Raw genomic sequence first — 17,741 nt, 5'->3', positions numbered from 1 at the left:
GAGCAATCAGGCTTGTGGGCCTCGGTGGTTGCGTCGTACGGCCCTGAGTGTTGGCTGGCGTGTCTTACCGGCTCGAAGGGCATCTAAATAGCATGACCCATGGGTTACGTGGTGGGGCCCCTGACCTCGGGCACGGTGACCATTCCCACATCTGCCGTTCGCGGCGCAACGTGCTGCGCTGTTTCGGGTGTGGCTGGTTTCGTGGTTTTGTCTCGGAGGGCGAGCGCCTGATGGCAAGCGGCGGCCCCCGCGAACCGGGCCACTGCGCCCACCACGAAACCAGGGAAGTTGATGGCAAGGAACCGTCAGCGCCGGTACGGCAGGGCATCAAATGGCCGGGCGCCCGCCGCCAGAGACAAAACCACGAAACCACCAATGCGGGCTGGATCGTGGTCCTCCGCACCGCGAACGGCAGATGGCCGAACGGTCACCGCGCCCGAGGTCAGGGGCCTCACCACGTAACCCATGTGTAACGGCGCGCGGAGTTTGGCGCGATTTTGCGCGAAGTTTGGCATCACAGGGGCGTCAACTTAACGCCTAGCCGCAGCCCCCCGGGCGTTCCTACAATCCATTAGTGCCAAAGCCACCCCTCCGGACGGAGGGGTACGCATTTTGGCCGGCCTAGCTCTTGGGAGGACGTGGCTTAAGCGCCTCACAATAACCATTCACGCCGACCTTCAGCGCCGTCATCAGGCCGAGAACGGCCGCCCCGGTAAGGACTCCAACCGGCAGGGAAAACTGCGCGGCCACGGCAGTTGCGATGATGGTTACGAGACTCTTTATGGCAGTTTGCCCCTCCTTACGCTCCGACTTATAGCGTACCGAATCGGTGCAGAGAAGGTTGTACACCTCCCCACGAACACACGACCAGACCGAGGGCGCCACGCGGCCATCCTGTTCCGGCGGGACGCCGGTGTATGCGATATATCCGGGCTCCCTGCGTTCACCCACAAGCATCATGCCGGTCGCATCAATCGTCTCCTCTGAGACGTCCGCGCCGGCAATCAGATCGAGCAGCGTACCTTGTTGGTATGCGGGAACGAGCTCCAGGATAACCGCCTTGAGTGCGGTCTCGTCGTATTGAATGTTAAGCACTGAGGCCCTCCGCCTTCATTAGATCTAACCCATAAGCTATTGAAGTTGCATACGAAATGCTGCTTTCACCCCCGATCACGTGACCGCCAGTGACGAACGCGAAGCCACCAGCGCTGGCCACAGGCGAAAACCTGCCAGACAAGATTCCGATGATCTTCCCCGTATTGGCGTCGATAGCAGGACCACCGCTACACCCCTCGTGGACCATCGCATCGAGCTGGAACTGCCGGATGCCACTCTCCGTCACGATTTTGCTGGCCAATGTTGCGGACGCTATATGCCGAACGGTGAGCCCGCGATGCGAAAACGGATAGCCTATGTATGCAATTGTTGCCCCCACTTCGACCGCATTCTCATCCATGAACATGTCGTCCGGGAGCACAGCCTTTCCTCCTACTCCGGCCTCAATTTTGAGGAGCGCCACGTCTCTGACGGCATCAAATTGAGCGACCTTAACGTGGAGCGTTCCGGCACCAATTTCCCTCATTGGAACAAAGTTGCCCCTGGCGGGGGCAACAATCCCTAGCGGGTCTGTGAGCGCAAAATTGTGTGCACACGTCAAGAGGTATCCTTTACGGTGACAAACAAAAGCGGTGCCGATCGGTGTGAATGAGGTCTCGTTGGGATCCATCCTGCACAGCAAGATGGTTGTCATTTGATGCCGCTTTGCGATCTCTCGAAACACAATCCCCCCCCAAAGGAGTACTTAACGCCGTTATGGTCGGCGTTAAGTATGCCACGTAGCTCACAGGCCTCAATCATTGTGCGAATAGGGTCGCGCATACCTCCCGGTAAGGGGTTCCTTAGACTCAGACGCCAGCCGATGGCCATACAATCGCAGCCAACTCCTCTTCACTTGCTGCTGTTGAGAGCAATGCTTTCAAGTCCCCAGCGATCCGATAACAATTGTCACGGTGTTCCGCGAGCGCCATAGCAAGATTGACCAGTTCGTCGGCCTCGAAGTCGACGTCGCTCCCATCTGAGGCAGGCAACGAGGCCGTATACGTGCGGCCGGCCCCCTTGGCAATGCCGCCAATCTGGCCAGCTGCGAGAATGCGTGCGGTAGACACCGGATCCGCATCAAACTTGTGCCCACCAAACGCGAACGGCGAGGCCTGGCGCTGAGCCCACTCGGCATTGATAGCCACCAGCTTGGCAGCCTTCGCCGCGACCAGGTCGAATACCCATGCGCCGCCCGACCAAGTGTGACTGCTCGACGGCCGTGGCTGGGCAGTGATATTCACCGGAATCTCACCTAGGCCGGACCAGCCCGCGAGTTCCGAAGCGCCTGCCTGCAACGGAGCCCCATCGGTCGCTCGATAGAGCACTGTCAGCCTCCAATCGCGCACCAGCGACCAGGAGCAACCATAGCCGGCGGTCAAGCTGCCGGGCACGACCACGGCCACGTAACCTTCGGTGGGGTCCGGTGGAGGTGTTAAGGTCGCGAAAGCCGCGATCTGCTCGTCGCCTGCAGGCCCAATGTAGACAGGCCCGCTGGCGAGCAGCTCGCCGGTTGTCGGATCGAAGTGATAGATGATCTTGTCCATGTTGCTCGCTACTTAACACGCATGATGAAGGGATATCCGGTGCCGCGCTGGCGCGTTTCAAGCCCGCCAGCGCTGCTCACCGTCACATTGTGGATGTGGGCGCCCGCAGCGTTTGTTGTCACGTTGTGCGCATGGCTGCCATCACCGTTGATGCCGTGGGCGTGCGCACCTCCAGCACCGGTGTTATCGCCCACGAACTGTGTTAGATCTAGCATCGAAGCGCCGGCGTCGGCGCCCTGTGCGTCGGGGTTGGAGGCCGCCGGAGAGCGGGTGTAGGGGTGCGTATGATCGCCAACTCCCGCAGTCGCCCCGCCATGCGAGTGGTATCCCTGCGTGTCGGTCGTGCCGGCATGCGAGTGAGTGCCTTGCGAGTCCGTCGAGGCAGCGTGAACGTGTGCGAGCAACTCTCCGGCAAGCCAGTCGCCGATGGCTGCAGATCGCACTCCGCGGCCAAGATCCGCGCCGTAGATCAGCTCGCCCCGAAGATCGGGAAGCCGAATGGTCGATAGCCCGTCACCTGTAGAGAATTTGGTACGGTGCAGCGCCTGGGCCAACCAATCAGTGTCGGAGACGATGATCCCGCTGGCGAGGGCGTGGGTCGAGACCAAGGGATACAGCTCCCGGTCAAGCGTTTGGCCCATGAGGACAACGCAGTTTGAGGGAATAGTCGACGTCGCGCCCAGCCAAGGCAATGGCACGCCCACCGGCATGCCAACTTGATTGGCGATCGCCCGAATTGCCTGAAGCATCTGCGATCCATCTCCCTTAACCAGAGCGATGGTGGCTGCCTCAATGACTTGGCAGATGTTCTCCTGGACATCGTTCGCCCAGTCTGCGGTAAGCCAAGTTGCCTCTTGCCCGGTCAATGGATCGCCAGGCGTAAAGTAACCAGGCGCGCCTGCTGCCAGTGGGTCAGGTTTAACAGCTACAGCTGTCGAATGGTCTATGCGCTGCATTTCATCATTCCTCGTTAAGGGTATAGCCTTGGTGCGAAAGCCCCTGGGCCCACTTCGCATCCAAAATCATGCGGCGGCGGCATCAACACTCGTACCAAGCTCCCGCGCCTCGCACGAGGCGCAGGGTCTTACCCGCCACGCCCACGAAGTCGGCGTTGGTGCGTTTCAGTTGAATATTGGCGTTGTTCTGTACCGTACAGTTTGCGTCCGAGAAAAGAAGCAAAAGGACTTGCCCATCTACGCCATTGAGGAAGTTGGTGACGGTGTAAGGAGTCGCATTTGTCGGAATCTGCAAGAACGAGATATTTCCCACATTCGGCGTCGTATCGCCCGCAGTTCCCACGACGCGCGCGGCACCGTACGCTTTCTGGAAAATGACATTGTTAAATGTTGCCTGCAGCAGAGATACGCCGGTATGGAGCATTTCCAGGGCGTTCGCTGTGTTCATACGCAAACCGCTGTCCGCCGCGCCGAGTGCCGTGACTGTGGTGCTTGATACGGTCTGAGAAGCGCCGACGGTATAGGTGCCAGCGCCGCCGGCTCCAGTGCCCAGAGCAGTGATCGTCGTGCCAGATGCGACCCCTGATCCTGTGATTACCTGACCGACAGCTAGTGCACCCGATGTCACCCCTGTAACCGTCAGTGTGTTGCCGCTGATGGAGCCCGTGACGACTGCGGCCGATGACTTCTCGAAGCGCAGGAACATGTTGTTCGGGATAACCTGCCCCAAAGTCTGCGACCAGCGCGAAGTCCGGATGCCATTGCACAGTATCTCGAGCTCGTCCAGCAGGTTGAATCGAAGCAGGTCAGTGGCAGCAGTTCCGGCTGCGTTGTACCAACGCAGGCTGACGTTGTTGATGAAGGCCGCTGCCTTAGTGAATATCGTCGGGATAGACGAATACCAGGTCATGCCGGTCGGCTTTTCGCCACCAAGAGCCAAGCCGAAGAAGCGCTGGTTTCCGTCAGTCTCGTCGAACAACTCCCCCGCAACCCGCTGCCCATCCTGGGAGCTCAAGACGATGGATGGGGGCAGGAAGGTTCCGTTCGACTTCGCGTTTAAGTAGGCCTTCCCTGTCGTTCGGTCCGTGTAGATACTGACGTCCCGATAGTTGATCTGGTCAGCAGTGTAGTCATCAAAGAAGAGCTTCACCGCTGCCGCGGTTCCAGTCGGCGATCCGTTTGGAACCACGTACTGGCGTGATGCGAAATTCGGCTTGATATTGCGCCATGCCACATGGTCAGTGAAGGTGCCGCGCTCTAGCCCAATACCCGACATGATGAGTCGACCTCGCTTGAGGTCAAGGATCATCTGTGTGTCAGGAATAATCAGAGACTCCATCGTGACGTTGATGTCTGGCGGTAGGATGATGAGCCCTTTCGAGCCTGCGGCATTGATTGCTGCCTGGGCCATCGCCGTCTCATCCCCGACACCGCCTGCACCGTAGTCCTTCGGGTTCCGGATATCTCCTAGCTTGTCGCGCACTGTCCTACCGACGGCACCAGGATCCGGTGACAGGAAGCCGACTAACGCGGCGCCTTTCGCCGGATCGATATGATTCGCAAGGTCAGCTGCATCTGGATCCGGCGTGATCCACACCGTCCCTGTGTATCGGCGGGTGGCATTCGCTACCGTGTTGAAATACCCATCTCCGGCTTGGCAAGCTCCCCCACTAGGTCGAGCCGCCGGGTCGGCAGACAAAGCCCCATAGAACCGGTCGTTGATCGCCTGCTCCGTCGCCGAGGCGTCTGCAGCCGACTGACCGGATAGTGCCGCGCTTTGCGCTGCCTCGGCGGCAATGCTTGTGACAACTGCGGTGATGGGTACCCGCGGGACGACAAATTCTGCGAGCGCGTCGACCGTGCCCGCCATGGTCTTTCCATTCCGTGTGACGGGGAACAGCTCGGTACCAAGGAACGACGCAATTCTGTCTCGTAGAGAAAGCGGTTTGGAAGCCATGTCAGGAAAAATCCAGGTAGTCGTTGTCTTCGTCGAGAAGGAAGCCGTCGCCCTCCTCATCGATGAGGAGGGATGGGTCGCCGGCGTATGCAAACTGGAGAACGGTATGGGCAGGCGCCAGAGCCTTTAAAGCGGCCTCGAGCAGCTCGTTCCCCCACTTCATCAGGGGCTCACCGACCGCGCTGCGACCGACTCTGAATGGAACCAGAGTCGTCTCTGGAGCGTTGATGCGCCACGCGAAAACCCAATCATCGCCATACAGAGGTTGGCCCACCGCGGAGCCGACCTTAAACGGCGAAAACTCGGCAATGTTGATGCTGAATCCCAGGTTTAACGCCAAGAAGATGAAGTACTCTCGCGAGAGACCTCCATCCTCATTGATGCGCTGGAGGAGCGCCGCTAAGCGCTCTTGAATGGTGCGCTGTCGAGCCGCATCCGCCAGCCCATAGATGCGTTCCCAATCGACCAGCAAGTCGGCGCGCCCGTATGGCGTGATGCCGTCGATAACGGCGACCCCATCGAGCATCGCCTTGTCGAGCGAATTGCCATCGGCCTTGATGGAAGCAGTGAGACGCCCGCCCTCAGGCGAGTATCGGTAGCTCACCGGCGGAAGCAGCAGCGAGAGGAGCTCGGCGTGTGTCATGGCAGCGTGTACAGTGAAATGGTGCCGAGGCGCAGCCACTCGACCACGGTCGCGTTCACGGTGGCTATCACGTTCCCGGCTGGAGACGCCGCAATGGAATCCCCAACGCCCCGACTGTTGGACACAATGGCATCTGCTTTGGATTTAACCATCGCGGCGCCAGGTACAAGGGTGTCAAAGTAGGCACCAAAGTCCCGATATAGAGAAGCGAGAAGCGTGTCTCCATCTGTTCCTGAGAGCTTCACACCGTAGGTGAAATCGACTGGCTTAAGCGTCGGCGTGAAAACCGTCACGCCGCGGCAGGCCGCGGGACGCTCGGTGTCGATATTGAGCTGGGCGGCCGCGATCTCGTCGTCGTTGGCTTGGGCATTGCCGCTAATTACTGCCACGTCGACGCGGCCCACGCCGCCGCGATGGGGAAACACGTAGGCGTCCGTGATGCCCGGGATCTCCATCGCCCACGAGCGATAGTCCTGCGTATTCCCACCAGCAGGCGGATGCTGCATGCGATCCAGCAGGCGCGAGAGCAGCTCGGCATCGGTCTCCGCGTCGCGGCCGCCGACCATGGACACGACGGTGACCTGGCTGGAGATGCCTGACGGCGCCGCGGACAGCTGACCTGGTGTGTTGTCCGCCAGGTTACCGGCCGAACCGGCCGCCAGTGCCACAGCGGTGACCAGCGCGGTCCCGCCTGCGCCAATAGTCGCTGGCGTCGAGGTCTGGTAGCGCTGATTGCCCACGACAATCTGGAGCCCGATATCGGCAGTCGAGGGGACGGTGCCAGTCAGCAGTACGGTGCCCCCAGCGGGAGCCGCGGGCTTCGGGAAAATCCGTCGCAATGCCGCATGCCGGCGCAAGTTCTCGCTGTCGGCGGTGTCGGGGAAGATCTGCCGCGTCTGCCAGGCCTGGAACTGATACAGGCCCTCGACGGCGCCAGCCACGCCCGTGGCCCTCACAAAGTTGTCGCTGTCGGAGGTGATGTCGACCGAGTCATCCAGGTTCGCCTGGTCTCGCAGGATGTCGCCGCGGATCTGCTCCATGGAGCGCAGAGGGTAGGACATCAAGCCACCTTAACGGGATGGTTAAACGCGCGCTTGCGGCCCTGTGCGTCAACGACGGTAATCAGGAGAAGGCAGCGCCCGTCGTGTGGTTGTTCGGTTTCCACCGTGATGGAGGTGGCGCGGCCATCGTCCAGGATGGGCCGCAGGGCCTCCTCCGCATACTGCTTGGCGAGAATCTGGATTCGGGGGACATCCTTCTCGCGCTGCAGTTCATGCAGGCGCGAGCCCAGGGTCGGGTCTGCCCACCAGCTGCCCAGAGGCGTCTGCAGGCGCAGGTAGACCGCGTTACCCAGGTCGTCAATTACCTGGCCGCTATAGTCGCCGGTGAGAGGATCAAGGCCCATGTCCATACCCGCAATTCTGCGGATTGAAGCGGTCTCGGATGAGTGCGAACGGGTTCGGTCAGGTCAGCTGATTCGGTTTGCTGGTTGTGCCGCCGTCGTGCTCCTGGTGGTCATGGTCGTCGTGGACCTGGCGCATCTCGGCCATGGTCTTTGTGCCACCTTGGTCAGCCACGTCATGGGTCGCGGTGATTGAGCCGCCGCTCCCCACGTCGCCATCCGAATGGTGGGTGCCCGTGTTTTCGACCGCTGGCGTCTCGAAGCGGACCTTGGTGGTCGCCTTAACCAGCAGCGTATCGCAGACGATCTCGGTCACGCGGTTCTCGCGCATGAGCACATGGTCCCCGAAGGCGTTGAACACTACCGCTTCGCCGGGCTTGAGCGGCTTGAAGCGTAGCTCACCATTCTCAGTGGCGATGATGACGCCCTGCGAAGTCTTGCCCCCTATCGGAAGGATCACGCCGAGCGTGCCCGAGGGCGGATTGGACGAGAAGCCGAACTGCTGGAACAGCTCGTTGTCCTGCAAATCGTCGCCCGCGGCCATGCCCTTGAGCTGGACGAGCTGCACGTCCGGCGCATTGTTGATGTGCGTGATGACACCCCGGAAGGGTAACCGGATGCGGCCCAGTGCGCGCTCGATCAACCGCTTAACGTCTTGCACTTGCATTAGCCGTCCACCTCATAGATCTGGCCCTCGCCGCCGGCGATGCCATTGCGGCCGCGGCGATGGCGCTTGTTGTGCGGATGCGGCTTAATCACCCACATCCCGTCTTCCTTGAGCGTCAGCCGCGTGAGCGTCGGGCGATCGCGCCCGCCACTTAACCGGCGGCCGATCATGAAAAAGGTGGCATTGATGTCATGCGGCTCGGACAGTACGTCGACGCGCTGCCCTGGCGTCCAGAGCAAGCCGTTGCCAGGCGCACCAGGTGCATGGATGGTGTGGCCAGCCACTTCCGCTTCGAGGGTGAATCCGTTGAGCCGGCTGTCCGCCTGCAGCTTCTGCGCCCGATCCGCTGCGGCTTGCTGGCTGTTCGCCTCATGGTCGATCACGATCCGCGGCCGATACCAGGGCACGGATGGATCTCGATAGGTCGCCTTAACCACGGTCTTTGCCGCTTCCAGCTCGGTGGTGTGCGACTGGGACAGTACGGTGATCTCTGAATAGCAGCGCGCGATCGAGTCGACACGCTCGATAGACTCGACGTTGTTGCCTTTGCCCGAGAATCGCTTGACCAGCGTGGCCACCGGCGCGCGGGTGTAATCTGGCCCGCCAATGACGAGCGTTCCATCCGGATCGAACCAGGGCCAAAGGCCGTTCGCCTCGGCGGCATGGGCGAGGACTTCCCAGGCCGAGTCCCCCGGCTCGACGTTGACCTTCTCGAAGACACTCGTCGCCGACTCGATGCGAACCTTGGTGATCCCCAGCGGGGTGACCACCTTGCTGACGACCTCGGGCAGCGTCGCCTTGCGGCTGACGAAGATGGGCGCCGAGCAGTCCGCGAGAACAGCGGCCGCATCTCGCCCCGCGATGGTCAGCGTGTGGCTATCCTTCGCCACCTTGTCCCGGATGGTGTCGATGCGGCCGGTGAGCACCAGCTTATCGTTCACGCGCACCTCGACGGGCGCACCACGGGTCACTACGGGTGGCAGCCGGCCCGACTCTAGCGCAAGCCTGAGTTGCCAGCCGTCGGCAGGGATCAGCAGATTGCTGTCAATCTCGTAGTAGGACCAGCCAGAGTGCTGCCGGCCGCCCACGGTCAGCGAGACCCGATCATTGAAGGCGCTCATGAGGCGTAGGCGTTGATCAACTGGCCAGCCTTGATGAAGTTCGGCAGCTTGATCTGAGGATTCAGGCGCGCGAGCTCGTAACAGCGCGTGTAGTCGCCGTACAGCGAGAAGGCGATCAGGGCCAGGTTACCCGTGATCGGCGCCTGGCGGACCAACACCGGCGGCCGCAGGACCAGAACTGCCCTGGCGGCATCCTGGACTGCCAGGGCGGTCGTCTTCAGCGGCTCGGTGATATACCTGGCGTGCTCGGCATCGAAGACGGTGCGCATATCATCGAGCGACGCCTGGAGGGCGGCCCTGGCATCGTTGGTGATCTGCTCCACTTCGTCCGGGTTGAGCGTCGGCGTGTCGTCGATCTCCGCGCTGAAGATGGCGGCGGCGAGCTCGACCAGGGCCAGCGTCGAGGCTAGGCGCACCTGGGCGTCGGCAAGTGCGTTGGCCTGCTTCAGCGTTCCCTCGGTCGCCAGGCGCAAGGTGGTGAAGGAAGCCGTGCTGGTGGCTCCAGCGGTCACTGCCTCGGATGCCGCCGCCGTGCCCGAGTTCCACGCAGACAGACGCGCGGGGACCGAGCCGACATTCAGCGACGGCGCAGTGTTGCCGCTGCTCGAGCTCGACACCAGGCGCGTTAGCGCACTGTTGCGGAACGGATCGGCGATGGTCTGGAACAAGCCACGAATGTCGCCCATCCAGGCCGTGGGATAGTTGAGTGCGCTCAGGCCGGAGCTGACGTACCCGCTAACGAGGTTGCGGATCTGCACGACCTTGCTGTCGATCGCGTCCGCCAGCGCGAGCGCCTCGGCGACGCCTGGCACCAGGGACTTGAGCGATGGAAGCGCGAAGCGGAAGCTGTTGACGGCCGCCAGCCAGGACGTGTCCGCGCCGTTCGCAGCGGCGTCCGGCTTGGATGCCGCCAGGGTTGCATTGAAGAACGACTGGCCGATGCGGCTTTCGGTGAACTCAAGGGACAGCGTGGCCGCATCCGGCATTTCCGCGGTGTGGCCGATGCGCGCGCCGGTGAGCTGCATCCGCCGGCTGCCGAACACCGGGTGGATCAGCTCGCCCTCGCCTGGCGTTTCGAGGGCGGTTATGAAGTCACGGAGCCGTGTCTCATAGTCGTTGCCCCAGAAGATGGCTTGCACCGTGAGCCGCCGGCCCTTGCCGCCCAGATCTTCGGTGTCGGTGCCCTCGAGGTAGGCATACTCGTGCTCGGCGACGGAGCGCCGCAGGGTGTCCTCGATGCTTAGCACTTCGAAGGCAACGCCACGGAAGCTGGCCGGAAGGAGATTATCTTTCCAGGCCATGGCGGAGACGAGTGAGGAAGTGGGAGCAGCGGCGCATACCCGGAAGGTATGCCGCCGTCTCGAAGCAGGCCAGCCAGAAGGGGTTCGGTCTACGCTGCTACCTAGTGCCTGGAAGCGTCTCTGCCGTCGATATCGCTGATCGCTTCCGCCAGGACGCGGCCGTCGACCACCAGTTGACTCTTGAGCACCATCGGCCGGTCGGCGAGCTGTGTGAGTGCCTGGACGGTCTGCTGCATGGTCTGCTGCTGGGCACGGATCCCGTCGACCAGGGCGGTGTCTGGCACGCGCGCTGCGACACTGGTCAGGGTGGCGGGCATGCCGCGGCGCCGGGCCAGCTCCGCGTCCTCGCCTTCGCCGAGATCGCCACTATGGAGCAGCAGGGACAGGCCTGCCGCAGGTTTAGCCAACCACGGTAGCGTGCGGGCCATCCATCCGGCACTGGCCCCAGCGCCTGCCGCGCCCGCGGCGCCGGCAGCTGCACCACCGGCTCCGGCCGCGGCGGCACCCCCAGCGGCACCGCCCAGGAGCGGAGCGCCGCGGGTCAGAACGCCGACCAGTGCGGCCGTGCCAGCTGCCGCCGCAAGCGCCGTTAGCCCGCCCCAGCGTGGCGCCCTCGATCGCTGCGCTGTAGCCAGGGTATTTCTGGTACAGCTCGGTCGCCTTGTCAGCGAGCGTGCCCAGGGCCGGCGTCAGCTTGTCGAGGGCGGCTTGCTGGGCGAACTGGCGCTCATTCTCGAACTGCTGCATCTTGAACCCGGCAGTGTCCTGGATCAGCGCCATGTTGTCCCGGATGGGCAGGTCCGTCATGTTCTCCCGGAACTGTTTAACCATGTTCCGGTAGCCTTCAGGGTCCATGATGGCGCCAATGCCACCGAGCAGTGCCTGCTGGTTGTGGAAGATCTTTCCCACGCCAGCGCCTAGCAGAATGTCATAGGCTGCCTGGTAGTTCTCGGTCGCCCCCGACTTGTCGCCCGAGGCCTTGGACGCCAGGTACTTCTTCTTGATGGCCTGGAACTTCGGGTTGCTCTCGGCGATGTTGCGCACAAGCGAGATCATGGTGTCGTCTGCCGAGATGCCCTTTTCGGCGTTTGCCGCGAGCGTGGCGCCCAGATCGATATGGTCGCCGCCGCGACTGTGGCCCGATTTTTCGAGGATCCGGCCGCTCTTCTTGTCGATCGAGAAGCGCTTGAGGTGGTTTGCCGTGTTCGTGGCGTTGAGCTCGTGCAGAAAGTCGCGGACGTTGTTGCCGGCTGCATCGGTCGACCCGGCGGCATCGATCGAGAGTTCGTTGAGCGCGAGCATCTTGGCCATGCCGGACTTGTTGGTCAGGCCGGCCTTCTTTGCCATGGCCATCTGCTCCGGCAGCCACTTTGCCATGTCCTTGAGCTCGAAGCCGCCTTGCTGGCCGGCGTAGAGTGCGCCGCCCAGGACGTCCGGGATCTCGCCAACCTTGATGCCACCGGTTTTAACGGCGGTCGAGACGATCTTGCCGATCTCGATAGGGTCAGCCTTGCCGGCCGTGGCCGCCATCATGATGGTCGGCATCAGCGCGGCGACATCCTTCGGGCTGCCGATCGCGTTGCGCGCGATCAGCGAGTCCATGGTCTCGGCGGCGCCTTCTCGCGTGCCACCGCCGACGCGTACCGATTTCTCGATCGCTTCGTTCAGGAAGCGCATACCCGCCTTCCGCTCCTCCAAGGGGCGGCCGGCATAGGCGGTGTTCGCCATGTGTGCGAGGGTCACGCCGTAGTTGGCGGCACGCTGGATAGGGTCGGCCAGCACCATCTGGCCGGCCTTGAACGCACCGCCGATCTGGAAGCCGCGTCCGAGCGTGGTGCCTATCGCGCGGATGGAGCGCTCCGCCAAGTTCGCTTCGCGGACCACCTGGCGGAAGTACTGCGTGAGGGTCTGGGGGATCGGACGGCTTCCCAGGATCCGGCCGGCCTCGGCCACACCCTGGATGCTCCGGGAGACGCCGTCGAATCCCTTCTCCAGGGTGTCGGCCTGGGTGGCCAGCTTGCGTGCGCTATCGGCGACCTGGTTGAGGTTCTTGCTCAGCTGGCCGCTGGCGCTGTCCTTGAGGGCCAGGACCAGCGCCAGGTCGAGTTGCTTACTAGACATGCTGGCCTCGGTGATTTAACGCTATTGCGGCTTCTGTTTCTTGCGCAACAACCGCTGATTGACGAACCTGGTACCGTTGCCCTTGCCCTTCTCGGGGAAGTAGAGCCTGGCGCGCATATCCAGCTCGGCCAGGCTCATGGTCCGCAGCTGCGCCTCGGTGACACCGGCGCGCTGCCAGAATGCGGCGGAGACGATCAGAAAGTCGCGCCGGCCTTCGGCAGCGCGCGCCGCTTTTTTCGGGCTTCCTCCGACTTCTGGTAGAGGACGTCGAAGTCGTCGGGGGAGAGCCAGTGCCGCAACCAGGCGTAGGAGATCTTCTCGCGCGGGATGGTGCCCAGCGAAACGATCTGGCGCACAACCATGGCCAGGCGGATGCGGGCTTCGTGCACGCCCTTATCCACGTCCTCGTCGGTCGAATCGGCCGCTACGTCCTCGAGCGCAAGGAGCTGGTCCTCGACGCTCGCCGGCCGGATCTCGAACTCGACGTGCACCAGGTCGTCATAGGCAACGCCGTCGAGCAGTTGCCCCTTAACCGTGATCGTGGTCTCCATTACTCGTTCACCCTCTTGATGGCCGCCATGGTGATGTCACGCTTGGCCTCGTTGTCGACCTGGTACTTCTCGCTGACTTTCAGCGTGAAGCAGCCCAGGAAGCTGATCCGTTTGCCCGTGGTGGTGCTCGGGTAATGGGTCAGCTTGGCGCCCACGATCGAGGCCCAGTCGACCTCCTCCGACGCGTCGACGGGGATAGGCGCGGTCAGGGAGAGGCTGTACTCGCCCACACCCTGGGTGAAGCCCGACGGCCGCCCGGTGCGGTTCATGGTCTTCACCAGCTTGCGGCCGGTGTCATCGTCGACCTGGTAGCTCTCGATCTCGATCTCGCGACCATCGACCTCGAGGACGATCGCGCCCAGGTACTCCTTCGGAATTGCCATGATGGCTCCTTATGGCGTTAAATCGTTAGAGGATCAGATCCAGGCGGCCGGCGAAGATGTGGAAACCGTTGACCACGTCGGTCGGGATCTTGGCGTTCAGGCGGCTCACGTCCTGGCTGTCCCGCTCGACCAGGAGATAGTCCTTCCATTGGTCGACGTTCTCGATGATCTCCAGCTCTTCGGCCTTGTACGAGACGTCGAGCAGCTCGCTGCGGACCTTCGGCGCGGTTCGGCCAGAGAGCTTCTCCCGCGGGAAGCGCAGGGCGATACGCTGGCGGTAGGCCTTGCGCATATAGAAGAGCGTGCGCGGCGTCGTCACGTCCAGCATGGAGGGATCCTGCACCCCTTGGGGGTCAACCAGATAGGTGGTGATGGCGCGCACGATCTGCACCTTCTGGCCCGGGCCGATCTCGATGGGCGTGACGCCGTTGTAGAGCAGGTTCTCCTGCTCGGTGCGGCCCAGCCACTGGGAGGCGTCGGGGACATCAATGCCGACCAGCTCGAGGGTGTTGAGCGGCCGCGCTGGATCTTCTTCCGACGCGATCACTGCGGCATAAGCCGCGGCCAGCTCGCACGGTAGGCTGCGGGTGGCACGCAGGAATGCCGTGGTGGTGAAGCCGTCGTTGATCAGGCCGGCCAGCGTCGAGGCGGCGCCGAGCGTGCCGGTGGTGGCATAGACGCCCAGCGCATCACGCTGTTCCATCGGGCTGCCAACCGACGCCAGGTGCGTGCGCAGTGCGGTCAGGCTGACCTGGTCGTTCAGGCCGGAGCAGACGATGTTGTGGCCGGCCGGGAAAATGGCAGTCAGTGCCGACGAGAGCACCGGGTCGGTGGCACCCGCCGACATGGCCGTTACGGTCGGCACGATGCCGGCGACGTTCTGGAGGATGGTGACCGGGATGAGGTTGCCCTGGGAGCCCTTGTTCTTGGCGGTCAAGGTCACGGTGCCGGCATTGACGGCAGCGGCGACGGGGAGGTCGACCAGGCTGGCCAGCGCGGTGTTGATGGCGGTGGCCACCACGGCGGCCGTGTCGCCCACGGAGACGGCCACAGCGATGGGATCCGCGTTGCCGATCTTGATCGCAAACGACCCACCGGCGGTGGCAGTGCCTGCCAGTGCCAAGCTGCCAGATGCCGCAACGGAGCCGGCGGCATCGTCCAGGGCGATGGCGGAGAGCTGCAGGTACGGGTTCGCCTTGATGGCAGCGCGAGCCATCAGGTGCAGCTGGGATCCGTGGCCGAAGTAGTCGCCAGCCTGCTGATCACTGAAGACGTTGACCAGGGTAGTTGCCGACACGGAGCCGGCGGCCAGCCGCTGGCCGATCAGCACGACGAGCTGCGGATTGCCCGGCAGGGTCCGCACCGCCAGCTTGGTGTTGAACTCGAAGTACTTGCCCGGTTTGCGGATCGAGGACGGGATCTTGTCGAAGCTGATGTTAGGGCTCGTCATGGCGTCGGCTCCTGATGGTTAAGCCGTGGTGTTGGTGGAAGCGGCCGCTTTGGAAGCTGCCGGCTTGGCGGCGTCCAGGTCGACCAGGTCGCCGTCCACGATCGCCTTCAGGTAGTAGGCGGTGGCAGGTACCTCGGTCTCGTCCTGCTCGATATAGTTGCGAGGCTTGTCCTCGCGGGGAAACCGGATGCCCGGTGCAGCTTTAACGCGCACGATTCGCTCCTAAGTGTTAAGTATCACGGTGTCGGTGGAAACTACCCTCGACGGGTCGGCCGCGTCCGTGTACGTCATGCCGACCACCTTGAGCAGCGGGAGATCGCCGGTAGGCTTCTGCTCGATCCAGCAGGTCTCGTACTCCTGGGCGAACACCGACAGCGCCATATCGTTGAGCCTGGTGTTGTAGAGCGTCTTAACGTCGCGCGGCTCCAGCGCCTGGATGGGCAGATCGAAGTCAGTACCCCACAACACGCCGCGAATGTCTTCCAGCATGCGATAGGTGCCAGGCTCGATCACCGCACCATTGGGCCCGGTGGTGCCCTGGCGCGTCGCTTCCTCGCCCCGCACGTTCCTGGCGCCGACCACCACGGCAAAACGCGCAGTCACGAGCTGCTTGTCCTTCGAAACGCCATGGGGCTTGTTCAGACTGCCACCAAAGGTCACCCACACGCCGGGGAAGTTGCGCACGACCAGCCCGATGTCGTCATCGAACTCGCCGCCGTAGCTGCCGACGAACTTGAGCGGATACGCCAACTCGGCCGCCTTGATGGCGGCAACGATCTTGGATTCGACGAGGCCGATCATTCGCGGAACCGGTAGTCGGCCAGGCTACCGTCGCTGAACACGCGGCGGCCTGGCACGGATTTAACGCTGCCCATGCCGGACTTGCCCGGGTCGCCCAGGGCGCGACCGGTGGCATCGACTAGGAGCACGTCGCCATCGGCGACGCGCTCCAGCCAGCGCACGGCATCCCGGTACCGGTCCCGCACAGGCTGAGTCTCGGTGGCTTCCGAGCCTGTCAAGCGGTACCTGGCGATCGCACAGGCAACGGTCTTGAGCATCGGATCTGCGGCATCGAGCGGCAGCACATAGCGGCGCGCCAGGTAGCCGTTGATTTCGGACTCGGCGCCGGCCAGCGCATCGGTGGCCACGGCGGCGTCAATGACACCCTGCGTGTCCCGGTCGGTCAGCGCAAGCATCTCGCGCTGACCGAAGATCCGGGTCATATCGTCGACGGTGGCGTATGGCACGAGGCGTCCTTAACCTTCCGACTTCTGGGCGCCGGTGCCGTCGCCTTGACCGCCATCGGCCGCGGTCGAGGTCTGGGCGGCAGCCGGTTCAGCTGCCGGGGTGGAGTCGCAAGGCGTTGAGCCATGCCGGGTCAAACTGCGTCGCAGTGGCAGCAGAATCCGTCGTGACCGGCACAGCGACGGGCTTCTCTTTCGAGATTGCGCCGGCGGCCAGCAGCTCGCGGGCTTCCTTGGGCTTGAGGTCCACCTCTTCACCCGGCTCCAGACGTCCCTCTGCGGTCAGGAGAGGGGTCAGCACCCAAAATTTCGGCATGACGCTCCCCTTATGCGACGGTCTGGAACAGGAAGCCCGAGGTGATGCCGGACAGCACCGGAGCGCGTTCCCAGTTCAGGCCATACACCCAGCTGCGGGACGGATTGTCACGATACGGCTGCTCGACGTTCGGGTGACCGCGCATCGTGTAGGTGTAGCCATAGGACGGCTGCTGAATGGTGGCGCCAACCTTGGTTGCCTCGGACAGGTTGCCGGCACGGATCGGCACGTAGGCCAGGACTGCGTCCGCTCCCCACACGTCGGTGAAATTGCCCTTGTCGTCGGCCTTGACTGCGCCACCCACCACGACCCTGTCAACATTGAAGTACTTCGCCAGCATGTCTTCGGTAATCGAAGCGGAGCTGGTGTACTTGAACTTTTCGAGGATCTTGGGATGGAAGCGCAGCGCCGTGAAGGCCATGGCCGACAGCAGCAGCGTGTTCGGATAGCGGCCGGTACTCGCACGGATCGCCTCGCGCCCCGCGTTGACGTTTGCCGCGGGATCGCTGGACGGATCGCTCCACTTGGCCGTACCCGCCAGGGCGAGCTTGTGGTTCGCGTCGTACTTGGTGGCATCGCGCGCCATCGTGGCCTGGGCCACTTCCACTCCCAGACCCAGCGAATCCTGGACGGTCTTGATGTACACCTTCGCCAGGTCGATACCAGGCACGCGCTGCGCGTCGCGGGAAATTTCGTCCGGGACCTGCGCGTCCAGGCCGTGGTTTTCCAGGGCATACGGGACACCCTGGTAGCCGGCGTTGATGCGCGCTGCGCGGCCGCCCGGGGCGCGCTGCGTGTCATAGAGCTGGAAGGCTTCCTTGCCGAACTGGATCACCTTGCCACCGGAAACTTCGACCGGGACCACGGGAAACAGGAAGTTCCCGACCAGCTCGCCGTTGGTATAGCCCTGGACGATGGTGGTCAGGATCGGATCGACAACCCGCGCCTGGCCGAGATTGAGCAATTGCGTCATAGACGACTCCTATG

The 17,741-nt window shown here is 63.0% G+C and carries 21 protein-coding genes; all 21 read right to left on the bottom strand.

The window, feature by feature from the left end; translation table 11 throughout:
• Positions 1 to 621 precede the first annotated feature (621 nt).
• Positions 622 to 1,095, bottom strand: coding sequence for a hypothetical protein (locus OR16_RS29225; RefSeq protein ID WP_006162215.1), 474 nt, complete (start codon positions 1,093 to 1,095; stop codon positions 622 to 624).
• The gene (locus OR16_RS29220) at positions 1,088 to 1,750 is read right to left on the bottom strand and encodes a S1 family peptidase (protein ID WP_043421598.1); all 663 of its coding nucleotides are present in this window, start codon (positions 1,748 to 1,750) and stop codon (positions 1,088 to 1,090) included. The genes OR16_RS29225 and OR16_RS29220 overlap by 8 nt, the downstream gene beginning before the upstream one ends.
• Positions 1,751 to 1,904: 154 nt before the next feature.
• Entirely contained in the window at positions 1,905 to 2,642 is a 738-nt protein-coding gene (locus OR16_RS29215) for a DUF4376 domain-containing protein (RefSeq protein ID WP_006162212.1), read from the bottom strand.
• An 8-nt stretch (positions 2,643 to 2,650) separates the two neighbouring features.
• Positions 2,651 to 3,598 carry a hypothetical protein gene (locus tag OR16_RS29210; protein ID WP_141639937.1) on the bottom strand — a complete coding sequence of 316 codons (948 nt, stop codon included), beginning with the start codon at positions 3,596 to 3,598 and terminating at the stop codon, positions 2,651 to 2,653.
• Between the two features lie 82 nt (positions 3,599 to 3,680).
• Positions 3,681 to 5,555, bottom strand: coding sequence for a hypothetical protein (locus OR16_RS44960; protein ID WP_202801112.1), 1,875 nt, complete (start codon positions 5,553 to 5,555; stop codon positions 3,681 to 3,683).
• 1 nt (position 5,556) lies between these two features.
• Complete coding sequence (locus OR16_RS29200) at positions 5,557 to 6,198, bottom strand: YmfQ family protein (RefSeq protein WP_006162208.1); 642 nt, start codon at positions 6,196 to 6,198, stop codon at positions 5,557 to 5,559.
• Positions 6,195 to 7,259: a baseplate J/gp47 family protein gene (locus OR16_RS29195; protein ID WP_006162206.1), complete on the bottom strand. Its 1,065-nt coding sequence runs from the start codon at positions 7,257 to 7,259 to the stop codon at positions 6,195 to 6,197. The genes OR16_RS29200 and OR16_RS29195 overlap by 4 nt, the downstream gene beginning before the upstream one ends.
• Positions 7,259 to 7,603 carry a phage GP46 family protein gene (locus tag OR16_RS29190; protein WP_237717267.1) on the bottom strand — a complete coding sequence of 115 codons (345 nt, stop codon included), beginning with the start codon at positions 7,601 to 7,603 and terminating at the stop codon, positions 7,259 to 7,261. Before OR16_RS29190 ends, OR16_RS29195 begins: the two co-directional genes overlap by 1 nt.
• A 58-nt stretch (positions 7,604 to 7,661) precedes the next feature.
• Positions 7,662 to 8,267 (bottom strand): phage baseplate assembly protein V, encoded by a 606-nt coding sequence (locus OR16_RS29185; RefSeq protein ID WP_006162203.1) that lies wholly within the window; start codon positions 8,265 to 8,267, stop codon positions 7,662 to 7,664.
• Entirely contained in the window at positions 8,267 to 9,388 is a 1,122-nt protein-coding gene (locus tag OR16_RS29180; RefSeq protein WP_006162201.1) for a phage baseplate assembly protein, read from the bottom strand. The genes OR16_RS29185 and OR16_RS29180 overlap by 1 nt, the downstream gene beginning before the upstream one ends.
• The gene (locus tag OR16_RS29175) at positions 9,385 to 10,689 is read right to left on the bottom strand and encodes a DNA circularization protein (protein WP_006162200.1); all 1,305 of its coding nucleotides are present in this window, start codon (positions 10,687 to 10,689) and stop codon (positions 9,385 to 9,387) included. Before OR16_RS29175 ends, OR16_RS29180 begins: the two co-directional genes overlap by 4 nt.
• Positions 10,690 to 10,790: 101 nt before the next feature.
• Positions 10,791 to 11,096 carry a hypothetical protein gene (locus OR16_RS29170; protein ID WP_141639936.1) on the bottom strand — a complete coding sequence of 102 codons (306 nt, stop codon included), beginning with the start codon at positions 11,094 to 11,096 and terminating at the stop codon, positions 10,791 to 10,793.
• Positions 11,089 to 12,810, bottom strand: coding sequence for a phage tail tape measure protein (locus OR16_RS29165; RefSeq protein WP_006162196.1), 1,722 nt, complete (start codon positions 12,808 to 12,810; stop codon positions 11,089 to 11,091). Before OR16_RS29165 ends, OR16_RS29170 begins: the two co-directional genes overlap by 8 nt.
• A gap of 194 nt (positions 12,811 to 13,004) precedes the next feature.
• A complete protein-coding gene (locus OR16_RS29160; protein ID WP_006162194.1) occupies positions 13,005 to 13,361 on the bottom strand; it encodes a hypothetical protein in 357 nt (118 codons plus the stop codon).
• A complete protein-coding gene (locus OR16_RS29155) occupies positions 13,361 to 13,744 on the bottom strand; it encodes a hypothetical protein (RefSeq protein WP_006162193.1) in 384 nt (127 codons plus the stop codon). The genes OR16_RS29160 and OR16_RS29155 overlap by 1 nt, the downstream gene beginning before the upstream one ends.
• A 25-nt stretch (positions 13,745 to 13,769) precedes the next feature.
• Positions 13,770 to 15,194, bottom strand: a complete 1,425-nt coding sequence (locus tag OR16_RS29150) for a phage tail sheath subtilisin-like domain-containing protein (RefSeq protein ID WP_006162192.1) — start codon at positions 15,192 to 15,194, stop codon at positions 13,770 to 13,772.
• Between the two features lie 18 nt (positions 15,195 to 15,212).
• Positions 15,213 to 15,407: a hypothetical protein gene (locus OR16_RS29145; RefSeq protein WP_006162190.1), complete on the bottom strand. Its 195-nt coding sequence runs from the start codon at positions 15,405 to 15,407 to the stop codon at positions 15,213 to 15,215.
• A gap of 9 nt (positions 15,408 to 15,416) precedes the next feature.
• A complete protein-coding gene (locus tag OR16_RS29140) occupies positions 15,417 to 15,995 on the bottom strand; it encodes a DUF1834 family protein (RefSeq protein ID WP_006162189.1) in 579 nt (192 codons plus the stop codon).
• The gene (locus OR16_RS29135) at positions 15,992 to 16,441 is read right to left on the bottom strand and encodes a gp436 family protein (RefSeq protein WP_006162187.1); all 450 of its coding nucleotides are present in this window, start codon (positions 16,439 to 16,441) and stop codon (positions 15,992 to 15,994) included. The genes OR16_RS29140 and OR16_RS29135 overlap by 4 nt, the downstream gene beginning before the upstream one ends.
• A gap of 88 nt (positions 16,442 to 16,529) precedes the next feature.
• Positions 16,530 to 16,754, bottom strand: a complete 225-nt coding sequence (locus OR16_RS29130) for a hypothetical protein (RefSeq protein ID WP_006162185.1) — start codon at positions 16,752 to 16,754, stop codon at positions 16,530 to 16,532.
• A 10-nt stretch (positions 16,755 to 16,764) separates the two neighbouring features.
• Entirely contained in the window at positions 16,765 to 17,727 is a 963-nt protein-coding gene (locus tag OR16_RS29125; RefSeq protein WP_006162184.1) for a major capsid protein, read from the bottom strand.
• Positions 17,728 to 17,741 lie beyond the last annotated feature (14 nt).

It is taken from the genome of Cupriavidus basilensis OR16, from assembly GCF_000243095.1.
Classification (GTDB): domain Bacteria; phylum Pseudomonadota; class Gammaproteobacteria; order Burkholderiales; family Burkholderiaceae; genus Cupriavidus; species Cupriavidus basilensis_D.
This window is presented reverse-complemented; position numbering and strand designations above follow the sequence as displayed.